Annotated in this window: 21 protein-coding genes; 11 read left to right on the forward strand and 10 right to left on the reverse strand. The window is 51.9% G+C overall.

Annotated elements, in window-relative coordinates:
* Positions 1-20: 20 nt before the first annotated feature.
* Both GYMC10_RS01295 and GYMC10_RS01300 read right to left on the reverse strand, forming a co-directional pair.
* On the reverse strand, positions 21-1079 hold the full coding sequence (locus GYMC10_RS01295) for a hypothetical protein (RefSeq protein ID WP_012818471.1): 1059 nt from the start codon (positions 1077-1079) through the stop codon (positions 21-23).
* Positions 1080-1393: 314 nt separating this feature from the next.
* A complete protein-coding gene (locus GYMC10_RS01300; RefSeq protein WP_041621909.1) occupies positions 1394-2158 on the reverse strand; it encodes a DeoR/GlpR family DNA-binding transcription regulator in 765 nt (254 codons plus the stop codon).
* Between the two features lie 251 nt (positions 2159-2409).
* Here GYMC10_RS01300 and GYMC10_RS01305 point away from each other — a divergent pair, with 251 nt between their 5' ends.
* From GYMC10_RS01305 to phnX, 5 genes are all read left to right on the forward strand, one after another.
* Complete coding sequence (locus GYMC10_RS01305; protein WP_012818473.1) at positions 2410-3162, forward strand: ABC transporter ATP-binding protein; 753 nt, start codon at positions 2410-2412, stop codon at positions 3160-3162.
* On the forward strand, positions 3155-4771 hold the full coding sequence (locus GYMC10_RS01310; RefSeq protein WP_012818474.1) for an ABC transporter permease subunit: 1617 nt from the start codon (positions 3155-3157) through the stop codon (positions 4769-4771). The genes GYMC10_RS01305 and GYMC10_RS01310 overlap by 8 nt, the downstream gene beginning before the upstream one ends.
* A 283-nt stretch (positions 4772-5054) precedes the next feature.
* On the forward strand, positions 5055-6047 hold the full coding sequence (locus GYMC10_RS01315) for an extracellular solute-binding protein (protein ID WP_012818475.1): 993 nt from the start codon (positions 5055-5057) through the stop codon (positions 6045-6047).
* 22 nt (positions 6048-6069) lie between these two features.
* Positions 6070-7164 carry a 2-aminoethylphosphonate--pyruvate transaminase gene (gene phnW, locus GYMC10_RS01320; RefSeq protein WP_012818476.1) on the forward strand — a complete coding sequence of 365 codons (1095 nt, stop codon included), beginning with the start codon at positions 6070-6072 and terminating at the stop codon, positions 7162-7164.
* Positions 7161-7979: a phosphonoacetaldehyde hydrolase gene (gene phnX, locus GYMC10_RS01325; RefSeq protein ID WP_012818477.1), complete on the forward strand. Its 819-nt coding sequence runs from the start codon at positions 7161-7163 to the stop codon at positions 7977-7979. Before phnW ends, phnX begins: the two co-directional genes overlap by 4 nt.
* Before the next feature lie 205 nt (positions 7980-8184).
* On the opposite strand, the gene GYMC10_RS01330 is transcribed toward phnX, so the two are convergent.
* Together GYMC10_RS01330 and GYMC10_RS01335 are read right to left on the reverse strand one after the other, a co-directional pair.
* The gene (locus GYMC10_RS01330; RefSeq protein WP_012818478.1) at positions 8185-8394 is read right to left on the reverse strand and encodes a hypothetical protein; all 210 of its coding nucleotides are present in this window, start codon (positions 8392-8394) and stop codon (positions 8185-8187) included.
* Positions 8395-8706: 312 nt separating this feature from the next.
* Entirely contained in the window at positions 8707-9639 is a 933-nt protein-coding gene (locus tag GYMC10_RS01335) for an alpha/beta hydrolase (RefSeq protein WP_313958354.1), read from the reverse strand.
* A 232-nt stretch (positions 9640-9871) separates the two neighbouring features.
* Between GYMC10_RS01335 and GYMC10_RS01340 the strand changes: the two genes are divergently transcribed.
* Positions 9872-10318, forward strand: a complete 447-nt coding sequence (locus tag GYMC10_RS01340; RefSeq protein WP_012818480.1) for a DUF3888 domain-containing protein — start codon at positions 9872-9874, stop codon at positions 10316-10318.
* 121 nt (positions 10319-10439) lie between these two features.
* Here the strand turns inward: GYMC10_RS01340 and GYMC10_RS01345 are convergent, their stop codons facing one another.
* Entirely contained in the window at positions 10440-12188 is a 1749-nt protein-coding gene (locus GYMC10_RS01345) for a M28 family peptidase (RefSeq protein WP_012818481.1), read from the reverse strand.
* Between the two features lie 160 nt (positions 12189-12348).
* Positions 12349-13110, reverse strand: coding sequence for a kanamycin nucleotidyltransferase C-terminal domain-containing protein (locus GYMC10_RS01350; RefSeq protein WP_012818482.1), 762 nt, complete (start codon positions 13108-13110; stop codon positions 12349-12351).
* A gap of 79 nt (positions 13111-13189) precedes the next feature.
* Between GYMC10_RS01350 and GYMC10_RS01355 the strand changes: the two genes are divergently transcribed.
* The 4 genes from GYMC10_RS01355 to GYMC10_RS01370 all read left to right on the forward strand — a co-directional run bounded on the left by GYMC10_RS01355 (position 13190) and on the right by GYMC10_RS01370 (position 16312).
* The gene (locus GYMC10_RS01355) at positions 13190-13588 is read left to right on the forward strand and encodes a hypothetical protein (protein WP_260871477.1); all 399 of its coding nucleotides are present in this window, start codon (positions 13190-13192) and stop codon (positions 13586-13588) included.
* Between the two features lie 98 nt (positions 13589-13686).
* Positions 13687-14400 (forward strand): hypothetical protein, encoded by a 714-nt coding sequence (locus GYMC10_RS01360; RefSeq protein ID WP_012818484.1) that lies wholly within the window; start codon positions 13687-13689, stop codon positions 14398-14400.
* A gap of 275 nt (positions 14401-14675) precedes the next feature.
* The gene (locus GYMC10_RS01365) at positions 14676-15278 is read left to right on the forward strand and encodes a TetR family transcriptional regulator (protein ID WP_012818485.1); all 603 of its coding nucleotides are present in this window, start codon (positions 14676-14678) and stop codon (positions 15276-15278) included.
* A gap of 290 nt (positions 15279-15568) precedes the next feature.
* Positions 15569-16312: an SDR family oxidoreductase gene (locus tag GYMC10_RS01370; RefSeq protein ID WP_012818486.1), complete on the forward strand. Its 744-nt coding sequence runs from the start codon at positions 15569-15571 to the stop codon at positions 16310-16312.
* Between the two features lie 179 nt (positions 16313-16491).
* On the opposite strand, the gene GYMC10_RS01375 is transcribed toward GYMC10_RS01370, so the two are convergent.
* Complete coding sequence (locus tag GYMC10_RS01375; protein WP_012818487.1) at positions 16492-17070, reverse strand: TIGR00730 family Rossman fold protein; 579 nt, start codon at positions 17068-17070, stop codon at positions 16492-16494.
* Positions 17071-17284: 214 nt separating this feature from the next.
* On the opposite strand from GYMC10_RS01375, the gene GYMC10_RS01380 reads away from it, so the two are divergent.
* Positions 17285-17602, forward strand: a complete 318-nt coding sequence (locus tag GYMC10_RS01380) for a MazG nucleotide pyrophosphohydrolase domain-containing protein (protein ID WP_012818488.1) — start codon at positions 17285-17287, stop codon at positions 17600-17602.
* Positions 17603-17769: 167 nt separating this feature from the next.
* Here GYMC10_RS01380 and GYMC10_RS01385 read toward each other — a convergent pair whose 3' ends face one another.
* The 3 genes from GYMC10_RS01385 to GYMC10_RS01395 all read right to left on the reverse strand — a co-directional run bounded on the left by GYMC10_RS01385 (position 17770) and on the right by GYMC10_RS01395 (position 20417).
* Positions 17770-18747 (reverse strand): electron transfer flavoprotein subunit alpha/FixB family protein, encoded by a 978-nt coding sequence (locus tag GYMC10_RS01385; RefSeq protein WP_012818489.1) that lies wholly within the window; start codon positions 18745-18747, stop codon positions 17770-17772.
* Between the two features lie 273 nt (positions 18748-19020).
* The gene (locus GYMC10_RS01390; RefSeq protein WP_009590186.1) at positions 19021-19788 is read right to left on the reverse strand and encodes an electron transfer flavoprotein subunit beta/FixA family protein; all 768 of its coding nucleotides are present in this window, start codon (positions 19786-19788) and stop codon (positions 19021-19023) included.
* Positions 19789-19826: 38 nt separating this feature from the next.
* Positions 19827-20417 (reverse strand): TetR/AcrR family transcriptional regulator, encoded by a 591-nt coding sequence (locus tag GYMC10_RS01395; protein WP_012818490.1) that lies wholly within the window; start codon positions 20415-20417, stop codon positions 19827-19829.
* Positions 20418-20756: the final 339 nt, after the last annotated feature.

The following is a 20756-nucleotide window of genomic DNA, read 5'->3' on the forward strand; positions in this document are numbered from 1 at the left end:
TTTCTATATGAAATGAGGAGTTATGAGGTCGATTCTTCGCCGCCGGATACATTCGGATTGGCATCCAGAATGCCTACCGTGACATCCCACAGCTTCGGCAGGAAACGGAGGGTCTCTTCGGCCCGCTGGAGCAGGTCATCGGTGGACGTTATGCCGAGATCGGCCAGAATCGCATCGAAAGCGGGTACATACTGCTCCTGAAATTGGGGAGTCCCGTCAACCTCCAAGATGTTGTGGCAGCGGGCGAAGGTGGCCACCATCCAGAAGACGGCTTCCCGATGGCTTCCGTTTAGGATCAGCTCGCGGCTGCCGTCAATGGCAATCGGTCTTGCTTCCGGCGTAATGTCACTGCTGAAGAAGAAGGGCGTCTTGGCAATCGCAGCAGCGGCGTCGAAGGTGCGGGCCAGTCCGTTGAGATGATTCATGGCTTGCTCGGCAGACATGTCTTTACAGCCCAGCAAACGTAACAGCTCCTCGTAGACCTCCTCTTGGTTATATTCCTTCAGCACGTCGCGAACGGCCGCATAGCGGAGTCTGACCGTGGGGTTGCGAAGCGCGGCGACCAGAAGCATATGGGTGGTTACGCCGGTAGGAAACAGCCACGAGGTCACCTGGCGATGCCAAGGAGCGGAAGGATCTATGGATTGGAGGCCGTTCATGATACGTTCGCGCACGTTCTCACAGCGGCGGGTGACCCAGATCCGGTCGGCAAAATGCCGCGAGACGTCCGTCTGCAGCTTGCGCAGCTGCCCGGTCGGGTCGGACATCAGGGTGTCTACGCGGAAGCTGCCGGCCAGATGGTAGGACGTTAATACTTTCTCGGGCGAAGCTAGGTCCTGCCAGGACAGATAGGTGACCTCGATCAAGGCGTCCTGGTAGATAAACTTCCCCGGTTTCAGCGGGGGCTCCGGATCCGCGGTGACTACAACGACGTCAATGTCTGATGACGGAGCCATCTCGGCATCGTCCGGCTTGCCGACCGTGGAGCCGCTGAAATAGGCACCCATGAATCCAGGCTCCCTGCTGGCATGCTGCAAGACCCAATCCGTTGCCGCTGCTCGTGCTGATCCAACGTTCATAATCAGATTCCTCCTCTATCTGCATGGTGTCGCAGAACATAACAAAAATATCCTAATTTTCATTCCTTCATCATTATATGGACTTCCCTTCTAATGTACAACCGCTTACAAAGGGGGCTTTGTCCGTCATCCACATAATAAAGAGATGGAGATGCATGCAAAGAAGATTGGTCCGTATGGATACGGGATACTGGAAAAGGCTCGATACATATAAGTTAGCACGGTCTCCGCAAGTGTGAAATAAAAAACGGACATTCCCATACTCGCTGTCGTTCGGCGATCGGAAATGTCCGTTTTTGGCGTGGTTCTCTATTCTATTCATCTGCAATCACAAGCGTTGTATTGGTCTTCTTGAAAGTTGGAATAAAGCTTGGATGGACGTTCGCATCCGTCACGATGGTATCGATTCTGTCGAGCGGAGCGATGGAAATGGTAATGTCTTTGCCAAACTTGGTGCTGTCCGCCATGACAATCACCTCTTTGGACAGCTCGATCATTTTTTTGCGCGTGATGGCTTCTTCCAGGTTGTAGTCGGAGATGCCTTTTTCGATGGTGATGCCGCTGCAGCAGATAAACGCCTTCAGCACATTCAGCTCATGAAAGTTGAAGATGTATTCATACGCGACGACGGATTGCTCCTCCCGCCGGATTTTGCCGCCGATCATAATCAGCTCCACGTCGCTGTCCATCAGTTCGATCGCAACCGGAAGCGAATTCGTAACCACCGTCAGCTTCTTCTTATGCTTCACGTATTTGGCGATTTGGTACGTGGTCGAGCCGCTGTCGATGTAGATGCAGTCGCCGTCATGAACGAATTCGCTGCATTTGCGGGCGATCCGGTCCTTCTCTTCCAGCTGGCTGACCATGCGCTCATCCATGGAGGATTCGCCGAACCGGGACTCCACGAGCTTCACCCCGCCATAGATCTTCTCAATCCGCCCTTGCTTGGTCAGGGTGTTCAAATCCCGTCGCAGCGTATCCACGGAGACGTTCAGCTCTTCCGTAAGCTCCGTGATCTTCAGTACTTTTCGAATCGTAAGCAGCTCAAGTATTTTCTTTTGCCTCTCCAATGGAAACATTCGCTCACCCATTCAATCCGCATTAGTGGTTGATGCCTGTATTCATGTCTAGTTTACCGATTCGCACGGCCATGTTCAATAGAGTTACCTATATTATTCATAAGTTAGGCATCAGTTTTGAGTGAATATGGTCAATAGTTAGTATTAATTTATGAATGATATATGCATAATTTACTTAAATTTAACAGTTCCCATGATTCTTATTTACATATGGTTTCTATACTGAGGATGTGTTTAAGGAGGTGAGCCGTTTGCTGAAGCTAGAGCATATTTGCAAACAATTCGACGATAAAGTGGTTTTGGATGACATCAACGTAGAAATCGGCACCGGCGAGATAGTATCGCTGCTCGGTCCGAGCGGGAGCGGGAAGACCACATTGCTGAATATTATTTTGGGACTCACCCGAATGGATCAGGGAAAAATCGTGTTCCAGGGTCAAGATCTGAGCAACGTACCGATGAAGAAGCGGGGATTTAATATCGTGTTTCAAGACTATGCCTTATTCCCCAACTTGAATGCCTACGACAATATCGTATACGGCCTGCGCAATAAGAAGGGAACCGTGAGCGAGCAGGAGGTCCGGGAATATATCGATTTTCTCGAGCTCCAGCCCCACTTGGACAAGCGGATCGGCGAACTGTCAGGGGGGCAGAAGCAGAGAGTGGCCCTGGCCAGAACGCTAGTCACGAAACCGAAAATCCTGCTGCTCGATGAGCCGCTCAGCGCGCTGGACGGCGTGATCAAGGAATCGATCAAGCAGCGGATCCAGTCGATCGCCAGGGAATTCAAGCTGACCACGATCATTGTGACGCATGACCCGGAAGAGGCGCTGACGCTCTCGGACAAAATTCTGATCATCCATCAGGGACAGATTGCCCAATTCGGCACGCCCCAGGAGATTGTCCATCATCCGAGCAATGATTTTGTGAAGCAGTTCATTATCAAGCAGCTGCATATCAAAAGGCAGAACATCTACAACCTGTTCGGTGAACAGTATGCGTAGCACGAAGCCGGAAATGCGGGTTATTTTCACCGTCATCCTGTTATTGTTCGCCGTGTTTCTGTTCCTGCCGCTGCTCATATTGCTGGTCCGCTCCTTCGGATCCGATCAGGGATTTACCCTTGGACACTATGCATCCATAGGGGCGAATCGGGAATTCGTCGAGGCGATCGGCAACAGCGTGAAGGTATCGGGCGTAACGGCCGTGATCACGACCGTTCTGGGGTTCATACTCGCGTATTCCATTCATTGCACCAAAATATACCGGCCCGTCAAAGGCCTGCTGAAAACCGTCATCATGGTCCCCATGCTGCTTCCGACCATTACCTATGGGTTCGCCATCATGTATTCGTTCGGTAACCAGGGCTTGATCACCCGGCTTGCCGGGCGCAATCTGTTCGATATCTACGGATGGAACGGGTTGCTCATCGGCTACGTCATTTACACGCTGCCGCCGGTATTCCTGCTGATTCATAACGCGTTTAAGTACATTGATAAAAAATTCATCATCGTATCCAAGTTAATGGGTGACGGCACGATGAGAAGTTTCATGAATACGATTATGCGTCCCCTTGCGGGAGCCCTTGGCGGGGCCTTTGTGCTGTCCTTTATCTTAAGCTTTACGGATTTTGGGATTCCGGCTTCCGTCGGCGGTACCTACCCGGTCGTGGCGACGCAGCTGTACCAGGTGATGCTGGGTTCCATTCCGGACTTCAATCAAGGCGCTGTCATTGCGGTGATGATGCTGATTCCGGCCGTGTTCGGCATCTGGCTGCTGAATTATCTGGAAAAGTGGAATTTCCACTATGACAAGCTGTCGGATATCGAGCTGCCGCGGCAGCGCGTTCGGGATATCGCCTTCGGCGTGATGTCGTCGGCCATTGTGACGGGCATGCTGTCCATTTTTGCGGTGATGTTCATCGCTCCTTGGTTGAGCAGTTACCCCTATGACATGACCTTCACGTTCCAGCATGTGCGGGATGTGATTCAATCGAGTGACTTGACGGGGGTATATCGCAATTCGCTCTGGGTCGCCTTCTTGACGGCGCTGTTCGGTACCTTGATGGCGTACTTATCCGCGCTGCTCAATGTGCGTACATCGTTAAAGGCCCGGTCCGCGGTAGACATCGTATCCATGATAACCAATACGGTGCCCGGCATGGTGCTGGGGATATCCTACCTGCTCTTCTTTAACGGGAGCGGCCTGAAGGGGACCTTTTTCATTATCGTTCTGTGCAACATCGTTCATTTCTTTACGACGCCGTACCTGATGGCCAAGAACTCCCTGTCCAAGATGAATCCCTCCTGGGAAACCACGGGAGAACTGCTGGGGGACAGCTGGTTCAAGACCGTGTATCGGGTGATCCTGCCGAACTCGGCCTCAACCGTCATCGAGATGTTCAGCTACTATTTCATCAACGCCATGGTAACGATCAGCGGCATTATCTTTCTCGTATCGGCCCAGACGTCGCTCGTCGCCAGCAAAATCAAAGAGCTGCAGCATTTCGCCAAGTTTAATGAGATCTTCGTGCTGTCAATGCTGATCTTCTTCACGAATCTGATCATCAAGCTGGTGTGCGACGCATGGCAGAGGAGAACCGCGCAGCGCTAAAGCTGCCCCATCACGCCTGTCCGCTACGATGCCGGATCGTATTTCCGATCGCTGTTGTCTTCGGATTTCTCGGATTGAGATGACTAAGCGGTAGAAATCCGAAGACAAAGGCGAACGCATGCGCTTCTCCAATACGATTCCGTCCTCTCCGCTGGGTATTGGCACTGGAAGCGAGGAGCTTCTTGCTAATTTACCACCAGCCATTTTGAAGCGGGAATACGATGGCTAATTCATTATTTCACATCATTACTAAATAAAAAATTCAAGGAGTGAGTTAATCACGATGAAGACGCTGAAGGGAATGCTGCTGTCATTGATCGCAGTCAGTATGGTGTTTGCTTTGGCCGCCTGCGGCAGCGGCAGCGCGGGGGAAGCGAAGAAGGTAGTCATCTACACCAACGGGGATGAAGAAGCCGTTGCGGCAATGGAGACCTCGTTGAAGAATGCCGGATATGAAGGACAGTACCTTGTCCAATCCCTGGGCACCTCCGAACTCGGGGGCAAATTGATGGCGGAGGGGAACAAAATCGAGGCCGATCTTGTCACGATGAGCTCCTACTTCATCGAAAGCTCGCAGAGCAAGCATTCGATGTTTAAGGATCTGGCTTTTGACGCAGGCGCTACCGATTCTTATCCGGCATATTACACGCCGATTCTGGCGAATACCGGCTCCATCTTCGTGAATACGGAAGTGCTGAAGGATAAAGGATTGCCGATGCCCACCTCCATCACGGACCTGACCAAACCGGAATTCAGCGGACTCGTATCGATTCCGAACATCATGGATTCTTCCACCGGCTGGCTGCTCGTTCAGGCCATTATTACGCAATACGGCGAAGATGCGGGACGTAAGGTGCTTCATGACCTGATCGCCAACGTGGGACCGCATCTGGAGAGCTCGGGTTCCGGTCCGATCAAGAAAGTGCAGGCTGGCGAAGTGGCGGCCGGGTTTGGCCTTCGCCATCAGGCGGTAGCGGCTAAAGCCACCGGTGCACCGATTGACTACGTGGATCCGGTCGAAGGAAACTTCTCGCTGACCGAATCGGTTGCGGTCGTGGACAAGAAGAATGCAACGACGGATCTGGCGATGAAGATGGCCGAGACCATTGTAAAGGATGCCCGCAAAGATTTGATTGCGAACTACCCGGTGGCCCTGTACGAAGGGGAGACCGTCGATGAAGTCAACAAACCTGCATACTCGATGACCTTCGAGAAGCCGCTGACCGTGGAGCTGCTGGAAGAGCATCAGCAATTCTTCAACGGATCCAAAGAATAAGCCGAATTAGGAGCGATGCGACATGAAAACCTACAAGCTTTTGACACCGGGACCTTTGACCACAACCAAGGCGGTAAAAGAGGAAATGCTCTTTGACCGCTGCACGTGGGATGATGAATATAAATCCATTACGCAAAAAATCAGATCGCAGCTCTTGGCACTGGCCGGAGCGGATCCAGAGCTGTACACCGCCGTGCTGATGCAGGGAAGCGGCACGTTTGCCGTTGAAGCCGTCATGACGACCGCCATTTCGAAAGACGATAAGGTACTGATCGTAACGAACGGCGCCTACGGCGAACGGATCGTGAAGATGGCGGAGTATATCGGACTGAATTACGCGGAGTACAAGGTGAATTACGATGAACATCCAAGCGAGGATGAGCTGCGGGCTAGGCTCCAGGAGGATCTGCAGATTACGCATATCGCGATGGTTCATTGCGAAACGACCACCGGCATTCTGAACCCGCTGGAGATGATCTCGAAGCTGTCCAGGGAATATGGAAAAACCCTCATTATCGATGCGATGAGCAGCTTTGGCGGCATGGAGATCGATGTGCAGGGGCTCGGCATCGATTATCTGATCAGCAGCGCGAATAAATGCATTCAAGGCGTTCCGGGGTTTGGCTTTGTGATCGCCAAGCTGGAGAAGCTTACGGCCTGCGAAGGGATTGCGCGCAGCCTGTCGCTCGACCTGTACGACCAATGGAAGGGCATGGACAAGGACGGCAAATGGCGTTATACCTCGCCGACCCATGTCGTGGCGGCCTTCTCCAAAGCGTTGGATGAGCTGAATGAAGAAGGCGGCGTCCCTGCCAGGTTCAGCCGTTACCGGAATAACAATCGACTGCTGCGGGAGAGATTGGAGCAGATCGGCATTCGGTCGTATATCACCGATGACAAGCAATCCCCGATCATCACCACGTTTTTATTCCCGAGCGAAGGGTTCAGCTTTGAGCATTTTTACGCTTATATTAAAGAAAGGGGTTATGTGATTTACCCGGGCAAGCTGACCGACGTGGATACCTTCCGCATCGGGAATATCGGGGAGATCTATGAGCAGGATATCGAGCAATTATGTACGATTATTGAAGAATATATAGGGGTGACGGCACAATGAACCGAATCGAAGGCGTTATATTGGACTGGGCTGGAACGGCCGTGGATTTTGGATGTTTTGCGCCCGTGAACGTGTTTGTCGATATTTTCAAGAATGCGGGTATTGAGGTAACGATGGAGGAAGCGAGAGCGCCGATGGGGATGCTGAAGATCGACCATATTCGTGCCATGCTGTCTATGCCGAGAGTGTCTGCGCTATGGGAGGCGAAGTACGGCAGAGCTTTCGGTGAGCAGGATGTAGAACGGCTGTATGCGGAATTCGAGCCGGCCTTGATGGTCTCCTTATCCGAGTACACGGACCCGATTCCGGGTGTCATTGAGGCGGTTGAAGCGCTGAAGGAGCAAGGCTTGAAAATCGGTTCCACGACCGGTTATACGAGCGTCATGATGGAGGTCGTGGTTGCCAATGCGCGGCAAAAGGGGTACAGCCCGGATGTTTATTTCACGCCGGATGACACGCGCTCCCAAGGAAGACCTTACCCCTACATGATCTACCGGAACATGGAGTTTCTTGGATTATCGGCTTCATGGAAAGTCGTTAAGGTCGGCGATACCGTCTCCGACGTGAAAGAAGGCGTGAACGCAGGCGTGTGGTCGGTTGGCGTTGCTATCGGCAGCTCCGAAATGGGCTTGGGCTTGGAAGAGTTTCATGCCCTGTCAGAGTCGGACCGGGAAGCCGCGATCTCGAAAACCGAAGAGACGTTTATCCGTAACGGGGCGGATTTTACGATCCGGACGATGAGCGAGCTGCCGCAGTTGATCGAGAGCATTAACGGCATGCTGGCTGAGGGAAAAAGACCGGGCATTCAGCGCTAGGATGGTATTTAATGAAGAAACCGCGAATGGTATTCTTCGGTGCATAAGCTCTGTCTCGGTTTCTACTGTACTTTTTTGTTGACTTCCTTCATTGAGAGGGTGCTCACTTTAAACCTCAATAAAACAGATCCGGCAGAATTGCCGGGTCTGTTTTAGATTGAGTTAAGTTTCTAACGCAAATCGCTAAAAATGAATGAGGTAGCATTTAGATTTCTTTATTCTTACGATCCCCAAGTGTTTTTTCCGAATGATCTGCTAGCAATTTCTTTATATCTTTCAATTCGTTCTTGAGACTATCCATTTCCGATTTCAACCCTGAATTTGAAATAGCATTACTAACAATCAGGTAAATTAGTAAGTAATTTGCTGCTAAAATAATGATAAAAAAAATGAGCTCTTGTACTCCAACAACCATGAAGAATCCATCCTTTCAACAATGGAACTAAAAACCTTATAATTTATTTACTCATTCCAAAAACAATGTGTGTTTACAGAATATTCTAATTATAGCATGATTCTGAATCTAAACAGGAACATGTAGTTGATCTCTTGAGGGAAACCAGGTCAAGTGGTCTCATATCATGCATCCAACATTTATGTTCTAAACCTGAGTTCGCTCAAAGGGTATAGCTCACCAACATGGGCTTAAATGTGACCACAAAGCTGATCAGGGGTATATTCACCTCACCAAAAAAGAGCAGTCCGCATGGACTGCTCTTCTTTCAATTTATTGCACATACGTGCCGATAAACTCCTTCACTTCCCGGTCGTACCCTTCTGGATCGAACTGGCGTGCCAGGCCGTGGCCTGCATCGGGGACGATGAACAGCTTCTTTTGCTCCGGACCGTTCTCGTACAGCTCATACACCATCTCGGTAGGGACGAACAGATCCCCGCCGCCGTGTATGAACAGCGTCGGCGTCTTGGATTTCTTCACCTGCTCCAGCGCGGAGGCCTCGCCGAAGGAGTATCCGGCCCGGATCTTGGTGAGCAAGCTCGTGGATTGAACCAGCGGGAAGGATGGAAGCTTATACATGCGCTTTAGCTGATAGGTCAGCTCATCCGTGACCGAGGTATACCCGCAGTCCTCGACAATGGCTTTTACCTGGGGCGGAAGCTCTTCGCCGCTGGTCATCATCACCGTTGCCCCGCCCATGGACACGCCGTGCAGGACAATCTGGGCGTCTTCCCCTGTATGCCGGATGACGCGTTCAATCCATCTGAGATAATCCATCCGCTCCGGCCAACCGAAGCCGATGTAATCGCCTTCGCTCTTTCCATGGCCACGCGCATCGGGAAGCAGGACGTTGTAGCCCAGGTCCTCATGGTACATTTGGGCGAATCCGCTCATCTGCTCCGAATGGCCGGAGTATCCGTGCGCGATCATGACGGTTTTATCCGTAGGCACTTCGGCAGGTAAATAGTACGCATGCAGTTTCAATCCGTCGTCTGAGGTAAGACTCCATTCCTCGAAGCTTTGCTTGGCCCACCAATCCTTGCTATCCGCAAAGGGGTTGTCGATATTCGAGTTGGCTTCCAGGTCCGGGTTGCCGTTCAGGAAGGCCTTGTCGGCCCGGGCAATAGCGACGTTATAAAAGTAGAAGCTGGCTGAAATTATAATGATTGCTAGTAATGCGATAATAGCTGCAGACATGGTCATAATCCTTTTTTTCTTAATGATGTGTACCCTCCCCGTCAGTGTTGATCGCGCTGAAGGCATGCCGAGAGGAAGAATGCGCCGAATCGATAGCTTCCTTCCACCTATCATATCGTACGTATCTTGATTCATCCATATGGCAGATCACGTTCGATTCGGATGGCGTTACATCAATCTTATCGGTTGGGAGAACCTAATCCATAAGAACTGTGGCAGGAGGTGCGAAGAGAGGAAGATGAACAAATGCTTTATCAGCCTGATCCTTGCCGTCGTCACGATTTTCGGCTTGCCTCTGCCGTCCCATGCCGAGGTGACCGATTATACATCACCGAAAAAGGATAGTGCCCAGCTGCAGTATCAGGATTTGCTGATGCTGTTTCTGCTTCCCCATATCGATGAAGTGGTCAATCGGCATTATAGCCATACGTTGAAGGAGCTTCCGGTTGTTTATCCCTACTTCGTGGACGTGATCCAAGTGAAGAGAGTGAACGGATTCCGCGGCTTTCATTTCGTCATCACGCTGGAGGCCCGCCCGGTGGTCGGCCCCCATATCCCGGTGGGAAAGGACCGCCTTGTCTTTGAGGTCGCCCCGACGATTCCCGGCGGTATGGTGAAGCTGGTAGAATACAAGCATCTGAATACGTATGAGCTTCCCTCGCATTGGCAAGACATCGTGAAGTAACGGCGGCTGGGCTGTTCCATGTAAAAAAACAAGCAAACGCGGTGTTCGCGTTTGCTTGTTTGGCATGCAGGATAGAGTGCACTTATCAGGTGTAACAACTATCAGCTGCTCTAGGAGAACCCTATCGGCTCTCATAAACCGGCCGATCCGGCCCGGGTTCAGCTTGGCTCCAGCCGATGCCGAGCAGGACAACGATGGCGATGAAAGCGGCCGGCAGCACCCATTTCCAAGAATGCGCGAGCATTCGGACTGCCGGGGACATCAGGGCCAGTATCAGTCCGATCAGCACAACGCTGAACAGATGAATTCCCGGCGGGAGCAGAAGGAATACGATGTGAAAGACCGACGTGAACATCAGAACCGGGATAAGCGATGTTCCCAGCACGACGGCCGGATGGGTTAAGGTTTCGCGCGGGTCCCGGGTAAATGCCGCCCATGTCAGAGCCGCGAAATGAACCAGCAGCGGTATCGCGAATAAATAACTTGCGCCCGGCAGAAGCCAGGTCGAGCCGATGAGCAGCAGCAGGAACAGGAGTGCGCCGCTAAGCAGCATCTCCACTTCATTTGCTTTTCGCACCACCCAGCGGGTAAGCGCGACATGAACGATGAGGGTCACCAGGACAAAGCTGACGCTGTATAGAAGCGAATCGTAGGTTGCGCCTGTAGGCTGCGTCATTTTGCCTGCCCACAATGCATCGATGAGCGTCCACAAGCCATAGCTGAGCGCGGTTGAGAGCACGACGGCCAGAATCGGAGTTCCGAGCCCGATCAGGCTTCCCTTAACGGTAAGCAAGGAGAAGCGGGCAAACAACCAAGCAAAAGCCAGCCATAGCGCTGCGATCGCCACAGTGATCGGAATCGCCCATTGCGCCGGGTAGTGAACCAGCAGGCCAAACAGATTGAAATAGATGCGGTCGCCTGTGGAGGTCAGGTCAGCCAAGTCCAGATTGCCAAAATGCTTTGCCATGGCGAGCGCATTCTCGCCTTGATGCTGCATGGTCTCAAGGGAGACATTCTCCGTGTTGTCCATCGGGGTATGGTAAGCTACCCACCCGTCGCCATAGGCAAAGTTCAGCCCCGGGAGGCCATGCTCCAGCGCCACCGTCAGATCGGTATCGTTCGGCAGTTGTTTGTAGAGATCCACCAAGAGGGAGTTGCTGACAGGATTGGATACGGCCCGGGCATATTCTTCAATGATCCGTCCATTGCTGTCGCTGGTCTGGAACATGAAGGACGAACCCTTCGATCCCCGGGCTTCAAAATTCGCAATCATGCCAATCTCACGGTGCGCCGGATCCTGAAAGAACACCTCGGCACCGAGCAGGCCTCTTTCCTCCCCGTCTGTCAGCAGGATCCAGATGTCATTTTGCGGCGGAGTTCCGGCCTGGATCGCTCTTGCCGTCTCCAGCAAGGAGGCTACGCTGACCGAAGCATCATTCGCCCCGGGGCCGGTAGGGACCGAGTCATAGTGCGACATCAGAAGGAGCGGTTTACCAGATCCGGTTCCTTTAATGACGCCAAGAATGTTCGTAAGCTGCACGTCGGCGTCGACGTACTTGGTTGTCAGACGGTCATTAAACTCCTGAACCTCCGGGTTCAAGCCGAGCTGCTTCATCTGTTCCACCAAATAAGCCCGGACTTCCGCATTGGCAGGGGACCCCATCGGGTGGGGCTCTTGGGCAATCCGTTCGACATGTGCCATGGCTCGTTCCGCCGAGAACTCGGTTGCGGGTGCATCGATATTTCTGGCTTCCGGCGGCTTCTCGAACCACAGCATGAGGGAGATAAAGAGTATGACGGCCAGGATGGTTGTAAGCGGCAGCCAATAAGGAGGTCTGCGGTCCGGCGGTCTGCTCAATTGAATTTGCATGATCAATACTCACTTCCTTTTAGGATCATTCAGGGTCATTCGCGGTGTGATCTTTCATCGTATGTAAGAAATAGGCCCTTACACAGCGTAGTTCCAGAATATGACATGTGTCAATATAAGATTGAGAACGATGGCTCCTTACCTAACAAAAGAGCCTCCATCAGAATGGAAGCTCCTTTAATTTATATTCGATATTCATCTGTTCATACCATGCGTTTAGTCCGGTCCAGAGCTGCTCGCAGAGTTCATAGACATGATCGATTTGGAGAAGCTGTCCACGCATGACCAACTGTGCCAGCTCGTCATAACCGGAAGGTCGGGACGGGAGGGACAGGGATTCCTCCAACGTCCGCGCTCTTGTATGATAAAAGGTTCGGTTGGCAAGTCCAATCAGCTTGGCCGTCTGCCAGGTCAGGTCCTTAGCGCCAAGCGGGAGATAGTTAAGGTTCCCGGACTGGACGTTGTTTCGGATTTTGCCCATCGTTTCGTAGGGCTCCCAAATCATGAATTCCCGCATCGTTTCTTTGATCGCTTCGTCCGAAACCTCGAGGGGCAGCTTCCGAATCTCGGCGAGCAGGTTCCCCGGATCGTAGATTTCCTGCAGGTATACATAGGCGCCGGCCTTAATTGCCCAGGAGTCATCCACAGACGCGGCAGCCTTGAAGATGTCCTGTTTCTGTTTCATTCCGATTTCGATTTTGAAAGGGGGATATATGAATTCGTGCCCGGGCAGGGAGACTCCGTCCTGCGTAACAACCCGAAGCTCAATGTCCGAGTAAGGGCCATCGATCCCTTGCGCAATCGAGCCGTACAGGCCGATGGCCAGAATGTCATCGCCGTGCAAGTGAAGCAGCCGGTCTTTGATGTGATGAATGATGTTCATTTTCTCTTCTCTGGTCGTAGCCGCAGGATAAGATAGCATAAGGAAATCCCCTCCGAAGAAAGTTAGTTATCTATATTATAGTATAAACAGGATAAGTGTATCAGGGGGTGACGGGTTATTGAAGTTTAGGAGCGTTATGTCTTGGTTCGTCTTGGCGATGGTGATCGGTTGTTCCGGTTTGAGCAAGATAGAAGTTCCTGAGGAACTGCTGGCGGAAGAAGACGAATTGCGAATTCATTATTTCTATGAAGATGCGAATGCCGCGAAAGGGCCGAATGAGAAGACGCATGTTGCATGGTGGAGTGAAGAGGTCCGTATGTCCGATGCCGATCGAGAGGTTTTGCAGGCTGCCATGTTGCATAATGTAAGGGACGAGACCGGCAGGCAAAGGGCGGATGCTATAGGACTAACCAGATTTCCGATTATTGTATTGGTGAATGATAAGGAAATCGTCTTGAAAACGGATGACTTAGATGATGTTATAGATTCTCTTAAAAAGAACAGGCAGGGATCATAATATTCCAATTCCCTTACCCCATATTATGGTAGTATATCCTTGCGGAGTGTGCAGGAGCTGCCGCATCCGCAGCCAATCTATAGCTGAGGTGAGAAGAGATGAGTAAAGCTGAGCAGAGTAGAGGCAAGACCAAGCAGGAATTGGACCGGGTTGTATTCATTGGCCGCACATTTGAAGAGTACGCACACATGTTTGATTTGAAGATGCCGGAGCTTGCCGGTAAAAGGGTGCTGGATTGCCCTTCCGGCGCGTGTTCGTTCACCGCTCACGGTTCGAAGCAGGGTCTCGGTATAACGGCCAGCGATATTGCTTATGATCACAAACCGGATGATCTGGAGACGAAGGGACTGCAGGATATCGGGCATGCCATGGAAACGATGGAGCAGGCAAAAAGCAATTATGTCTGGGATTATTACGGGGGTGTAGAGGGGCTCCGCCGGCATCGCGAGCAAGCGCTCCGCGATTGCGTTAGGGATATGCGGGAGTTTCCGGATCGCTATGTCGCTGCGGTACTGCCGGAGCTGCCTTTTGATAACGAACAGTTTCACCTGGTGCTGTCCGCCCATTTTCTGTTCATGTATAGCGACCGATTGGATTATGACTTTCATGTCCAGACGGTTCGGGAGCTGCTGCGAGTGGCCTCGGAAGAGGTGCGCATCTTCCCGTTGACCGATTTATCGGGGAGCCGCTACGTCCATTTGGACCGTCTGATTCATGAGCTGGAGGCAGAAGGCTTTCGGGTAGCGGAAGTTAAAGTACCTTATGAATTTATGAAGAACGGCAATTCGCTGCTAAGCATTCGCAAGATATAGAAGTTTGAGAAGGTAAGAAGCGAGGAAGCCGGCAATGTGCCGGCTTCCTTTTTCTCTGGGGATGGTGATTATCGCCAGATCAGCAGGGTGTGCCGTGTTCACATTCACTGACCCAATGTATGTTTCTGTCTTATAGAAGCACGGAGAATGGTCTTCATGGTGGAGGACAAATGACAAAAACTCAATATTGATATGATGAGGTTGTTTGCTATAATGTGTTCAACAGAGAGGGGGCGTGAAGGTGGGCAGCGGGCAAAAACGGAATCCCGTTGCTTATGGAACCTATGTCACATGACCAACCATTAACAAAAGAAGCCATATTGGACGCGGCCGAGCAGACGCTTCGACGTTATGGCCCAGACAAGACTTCGGTTGTCGATGTGGCCAAAGCGCTGCAGGTGAGCCACGGCTCGCTTTATCGGCATTTTCCCAGCAAGGCCGCTCTCAGAGAAGCCGTCACGGAGCGGTGGCTTCAGCGGATTGCGGATCCGCTGCAGATCATTGCAGACGGGACGGACGGCAGCGCCACCGATCGCTTGCGGTTATGGACGGATACCCTGATCCGGGCTAAGCGGACTTACGTTCTCGAGGATCCCGAGATGTTTGCCATGTACGCGTCCGTGACGCTGGAAGCCGTCAAGATCATTGATACGCATGTGAATTTGTTAATCGGGCAGATCACCCAGATCATGGATCAAGGGATGCGTGCCGGTGAATTCAAGCAAGGCCGGCCGGAGTCGGCGGCGAAGGCATTTTTCATGGCAACCTCCTTGTTTCACCATCCGGCCCATGCCTATCAATGGACTTCGGATGGGATCGAAGCCGCCTTTGAGTCAGTGTGGACGTTACTGTTGGCCGGGATTTCGACGAACGGTTAGCGGGAATAGGGATATGGCCAACCGCCTTCATGCAGAATGCGGCAGGGCACTTTGGGAGCTAGCATGATGAGATCATTCCTTATGTAAAAAAGATGCTATTCTTGGCGAAACTCGCATGGGATAGCGTCTTTTTTGTTTTGATTCGTTTACAAATGACAAAATTATAAATCTGTCACTTGTAATTTGTTATAAAGCGACATATAATCAAATTACTAATAAGAAATTGCCGATCAGAACATCCATCTGGGGAGAGATTCGTGTTTCTCAATTCATATGCGGGAGGTTTTATCATGACAAAGGGCTTATCGGGCAAGGTAGCTATCGTAACGGGAGCATCGAGAGGCATCGGGCGTGAAATTGCAGAGAGACTTGCGGAGAACGGAGCCAAGGTTGTCGTAAACTATGCAAGCAGTCCGGCTAAAGCCGAGGAAGTGGTGGGCCGCATTAAGCAGGGCGGCGGCGAAGCACGGGCCATTCAAGCCGATATTAGTCAGGTAGCGGAGATTGAACGGCTGTTTCGTGAAACGATCGAAGCCTATGGCGGAATCGATATTCTCGTGAACAATGCCGGCATCATGACCACCAAGCCGATTGCGGCCATGACGGAGGAGGATTTCGATCAGCAGTTTGCGATTAACGTGAAGGGGACATATTTTGCGATCCAGCAGGCTTTTCGCCATATGAATTCGGGCGGACGCATTATCAATTTCTCGACATCGGTCGCTGGGCAGATGTTCCCGACTTACAGCGTGTATGCAGGGACGAAGGGAGCTGTGGAGCAGTTTACGCGTCAGTTGGCCAAGGAGTTCGGGCCCAAAGGGATCACGATTAACGCAGTGGCGCCCGGTCCGGTTAATACGGAGCTATTTACCGTTGGTAAATCGGAGGAACAGATTGCGGGGATTGTCAAAATGAATGCCTTCGGACGTCTGGGGGAACCGGATGATATCGCAGGTGTCGTGCTGTTCCTGGCAAGCGAAGAGTCGAAATGGATCACGGGTCAAACGCTGCGGGTGAACGGCGGGTTTGTATAATATCGCCTCTATTTCGATGGCGAAAAATAAAAATGCACCGGGATTTCGGTGCATTTTTTTGAAATACAGCAGACCACTTAAATGGTCATAATGACCTGCAACACATTTTTCCATAGAGAGCGCTATTCCCTCAAGACACTTTAAGACACTTTAAGACACTTTAAGACACTCAAGTAAGCTTAATCCAGGTCCTTCCACTTCAGGTCCAGCGTCGGAGGCGTGTAGCTATCCATGAGCTCTAACAGCTTGAGCGGATCATCGGACATGTTGATCAGGTTCAAGTGAGAGGAGTTGGAGAAGCCCTCGGTAATGCTGTACTGAATCAGCTTCATGAACGGTTCGAAATAATCGCGGATACTGAGCAGCCCGATCGGCTTCTGATGAATGCCGATTTGCGACCAGCACAGCACCTCGAACAATTCCTCATAGGTTCCAAAGCCGCCCGGCATGGCGATAAACCCGTCGGCCAGCTTGCCCATCGTCGCTTTGCGTTCATGCATGTCGGCTACTTCAATGAGCTGGGTCAGCTCGGTATGTACGATTTCCCCCTTGAACAGCCCTCTCGGCATGACCCCGATCACTTCGCCGCCATTTTGCAATACGGCGTTGGCAACTTCACCCATCAATCCGATGTTGGAGCCGCCGTACACTAATTTGTATTGGTTGTGGGCAATATGCCTGCCAAGTTCGGCCGCTTTTGCTTTATAGTCCGGATGCTCGCCCATGTTCGATCCTGCAAATACGCATATGGATTTCAATTTGCACACTCCTTACCCAGATGTTGATATTTCATTCGAGTAATTATACTATATATAGTGATTTGTGTCATGGAATGTTCGGCATATCCTTTCGGCGCCGACATAGCACCTTTTTATTTTATGGCATGCATGTTCGTTTTATCATGGATTTAATCTCGGATTGTGTAAAAAGAAGATGCAGTCATCCCAAGAAATCGCGGAGGTAACACACGTCATGGATATGAACGAAGCGCAGCAATGGATTAAACAGTTCTACGGTGATAGAGGCTGGGCCGGGTACGGTCCCTTTATCCGGGTCGGTTTTTTGATGGAGGAAGCAGGGGAAACGGCGCGCGCCGTACGCGCTTATGAGATTGGCAGGGACCGCCCCGATGAGGAGGTTCAGTCGAGGGAACGGCTCAAGCAGGATCTGGTGGAGGAGATCGGCGACGTGCTCGGCAACATTTCGCTGCTGGCGGATCTCTATGATATTTCGCTGGAAGAAGCATTTACGGCTCATCAGCAGAAGTTGTTGAAACGGTTTGGTTCTTAAAGTTGACAGGCTAGTGCCGGTTCCCATTCAGTTTGTGGTAGTCCTTCGGAATGCTTCATAGGCGAAGGACGCTGCAGGCGCAAAACTTACGAAGGAAAAAGGCTGCTCCAGGTTCCCGGACCTTTTGGAGCAGCCTTTTTTTGAATATGATAAATCGTTATGAAGTCCTAGGATACCAACACCTTGCGGAATTCCTGCGTCAGCAGCGGGACGACATCGAACAGATCGCCGACGATGCCGTAATCGGCAACTTTAAAGATTGGCGCCTCCGGGTCCTTATTGATGGCGATAATGACCCGGGATTGGCTCATGCCGGCCAAATGCTGGATCGCGCCGCTAATGCCGCAGGCAATATAGATCTCGGGCGTGACGACTTTGCCGGTCTGCCCGATCTGGAGCGCGTAATCGCAGTAGCCGGCATCGCAGGCGCCGCGCGATGCGCCGACAGCCCCGCCGAGCAGGTCGGCGAGCTCCTCCAGCGGCTTAAAGCCGTCCGCGCTCTTCACGCCGCGCCCGCCGGAGATGACGATTTTGGCTTCTGATAGGTCGATTTTTCCCGTGGTTTTGCGGACGACGTCCTTTACCACGGAGCGGAGGGAAGGAGCCGGGTAAGCGATGTCCTCAATGCCGGCGCTGGCGCCTTCGATGGCTTCCGCCGCGGGAATATTGTTCGGTCGAACCGTGACCACCCACGGTCCGTTCTGAAAGACGCGTTTCTCAAAGGCTTTACCCGCATAGAGCGGACGCGTGAATACCGCTTCTCCGCCTTCGTTGTCAATGGCGGTGACGTCGGAGATCTGTCCGGCATTCAAGGAAGCGGCCACCAGCGGTGCCAAGTCGCGGCCGATGGCCGTATGCCCGAAGAGGACGGCATCGGGCTGTGCCAGACGGATTACCGCTTCGATGGCGGCCATATAAGCTTCGGGATTATAGCTCTCCAGTTCCTCATGCTCGACGGTATAGATGGTATCGGCACCATAGCCGTTCAGGGCCGATACGGCCTCCGTAATGTTGGAGCCCGCAACCAGAATACGGATGCTGTCGCCATCTTCTGCAATTAAACGGGCAGCGCCAAGCGTCTCGAGAGCAACCTGACGCAGCTTCCCATCCCGGTTCTCGGCATACACTAATATCGTTTTGCTCATATCATAACCTCCTAAGATCCATTTGGGGTTGAAAGAAAAGAGAGTTTTACGATGTCGGCCAGCCTGAGCGTCCAAAGCGCATGCGGGTCATTCCTACAATCGCTGCTGCCCCCGATTTCCAAGACGCATTAAGCGAAAAGCGTGCATGACGGACATCCCGTAAACCATACAATCAGAATACATAAGGCACGATGGCAGGGGCTCTGTCGCTGCCGTGTAACCGCATTCAATAATGAGAACCGAAGGAATTCACAGGTTCAATTTGTCCTTTTATTAAATCACTTTCGACTGCGTTCGCAGCAAGGATACCAGCTCATGCGCCACTTCGGCAGGCTCGCCCTTCAGAATGCGCCCGGCGCTTCGCTCCGGCGGCAAGGACAGCTCGCTTTGCTTCGTTGCCGGCTGAATATCGGGTTCGGATAATCCGAGATCATCCAGGGTCAGCGTCTGAAAAGGCTTCTTCTTGGCCTTCATGATGCCCGGCAGCGACGGATAGCGAGGTTCGTTTAATCCCTGCTGTGCGGTGAAGATGGCCGGCAGCTGAACCTCAAGCACTTCCAGATCGCCTTCGGCATCCCGATGCACTTCAGCGGTGGTCCCGTTCAGCGTAAGCTTGGTAATGGAGCCGGTGTGCGAAATGCCGAGAAGCTGTGCCAGGCGGATGGCCACTTGGCCCGAACCGCGGTCCACGGAGAAGTTGCCGCCGAGGATCAGATCCGGGCTTTCCTTGGACAAATACGCATGCAGCACCTTCGATACCGCATATTCATCGTCCGGAATCCGTTCGTCGGAGATCAGCACCGCATCGTCCGCCCCCATCGCAAGGGCGGTCCGGAGGGCTTCTGCCGTACGGTCGGGTCCGACGGACAGGAGCGTCACGCTGCCGCCGTGGTCATCCCGAAGCTTCACGGCTTCTTCTACCGCATATTCGTCATACGGATTGATGACGAATTTCACCCCATCCTCGGCAATCGATCCGTTCTCAATCGTGATTTTTTCCTCCGTGTCAAAGGTCTGTTTAAGCAATACCACAATCTTCATCGGTTAAACTCTCCCTTCAATATGAATATCAGCAGGACTTATTGTCCGCCGGAAACACCGCTCAGAAAAAAGCTTAGCGTCTCTTCCGCTTGATCGGACAACGAATATTTACGGCCGGAGATCAGCCAAGAGGTTACCGCTTCGTCCATCGCGCCAAAAATCAGGTTGCGGACCAGCTTGACGTTCAGATCGGAACGGAATTTCTGTTCTTGGATGCCCTGTTCCAGGATATTCTCGATCAGTACGATATATGGCTTGAGCGCGCTGCCGATTTCCTTGCGCAGCTCCAAATCGCTCTGCCGCAGCTCAATCTGCGTGACATATGCAAGTTCGGGATTGCTCTCCAGCTCCGAGAAATGGATGCTGCACACCGTCCGCAGCGCTTCCACGGCGTCCGTGGTTCCTTCCACGCTTTCGTGGAATTTGCCGACCAGCTCCCCAAGCTTTTCTTGGAACAGGCGGATCAGGATATCCTCCTTCCTCTTAAAGTACAGATAGATGGTGCCGTCGGCCACGCCGGCAGCCTTGGCGATCTTGGATACCTGGGACCGGTGATAGCCGTTTTCGGCAAAAACTTTCAGGGCGCCCTGGAGGATCAGGTGGTATTTTTCATTTTTTTTACTTGTCATATGCTCACCCCGGTGTTAGAATACAGTTAAAATTATGAATGAATACTCATTCATTTCTTGTATCCATCATAAAATACGTTCATGTCATTGTCAACGATGGGTTATCGATGACGCGTAAAATGGATGAAGCAGACTTGGAAGAGCAGCACAATAAGGCGTTCATATCAGAGCAATAGACGGCAGTTTAACCGGAAGAAACGAATAGCTGGGTATCCGCAGGCAAGTACACAAATACGGATGTAGCGTTGTACAGAGGAAGAGATGCAGCTAGCAGTCATGATGTTCGGTTTAGAGTGGTCGGCACGGCACGATGTGGAGGTCTTATTTTTGTCTCTATAA

This window comes from Paenibacillus sp. Y412MC10, from assembly GCF_000024685.1.
In the GTDB taxonomy this organism is placed as follows: domain Bacteria; phylum Bacillota; class Bacilli; order Paenibacillales; family Paenibacillaceae; genus Paenibacillus_AQ; species Paenibacillus_AQ lautus_A.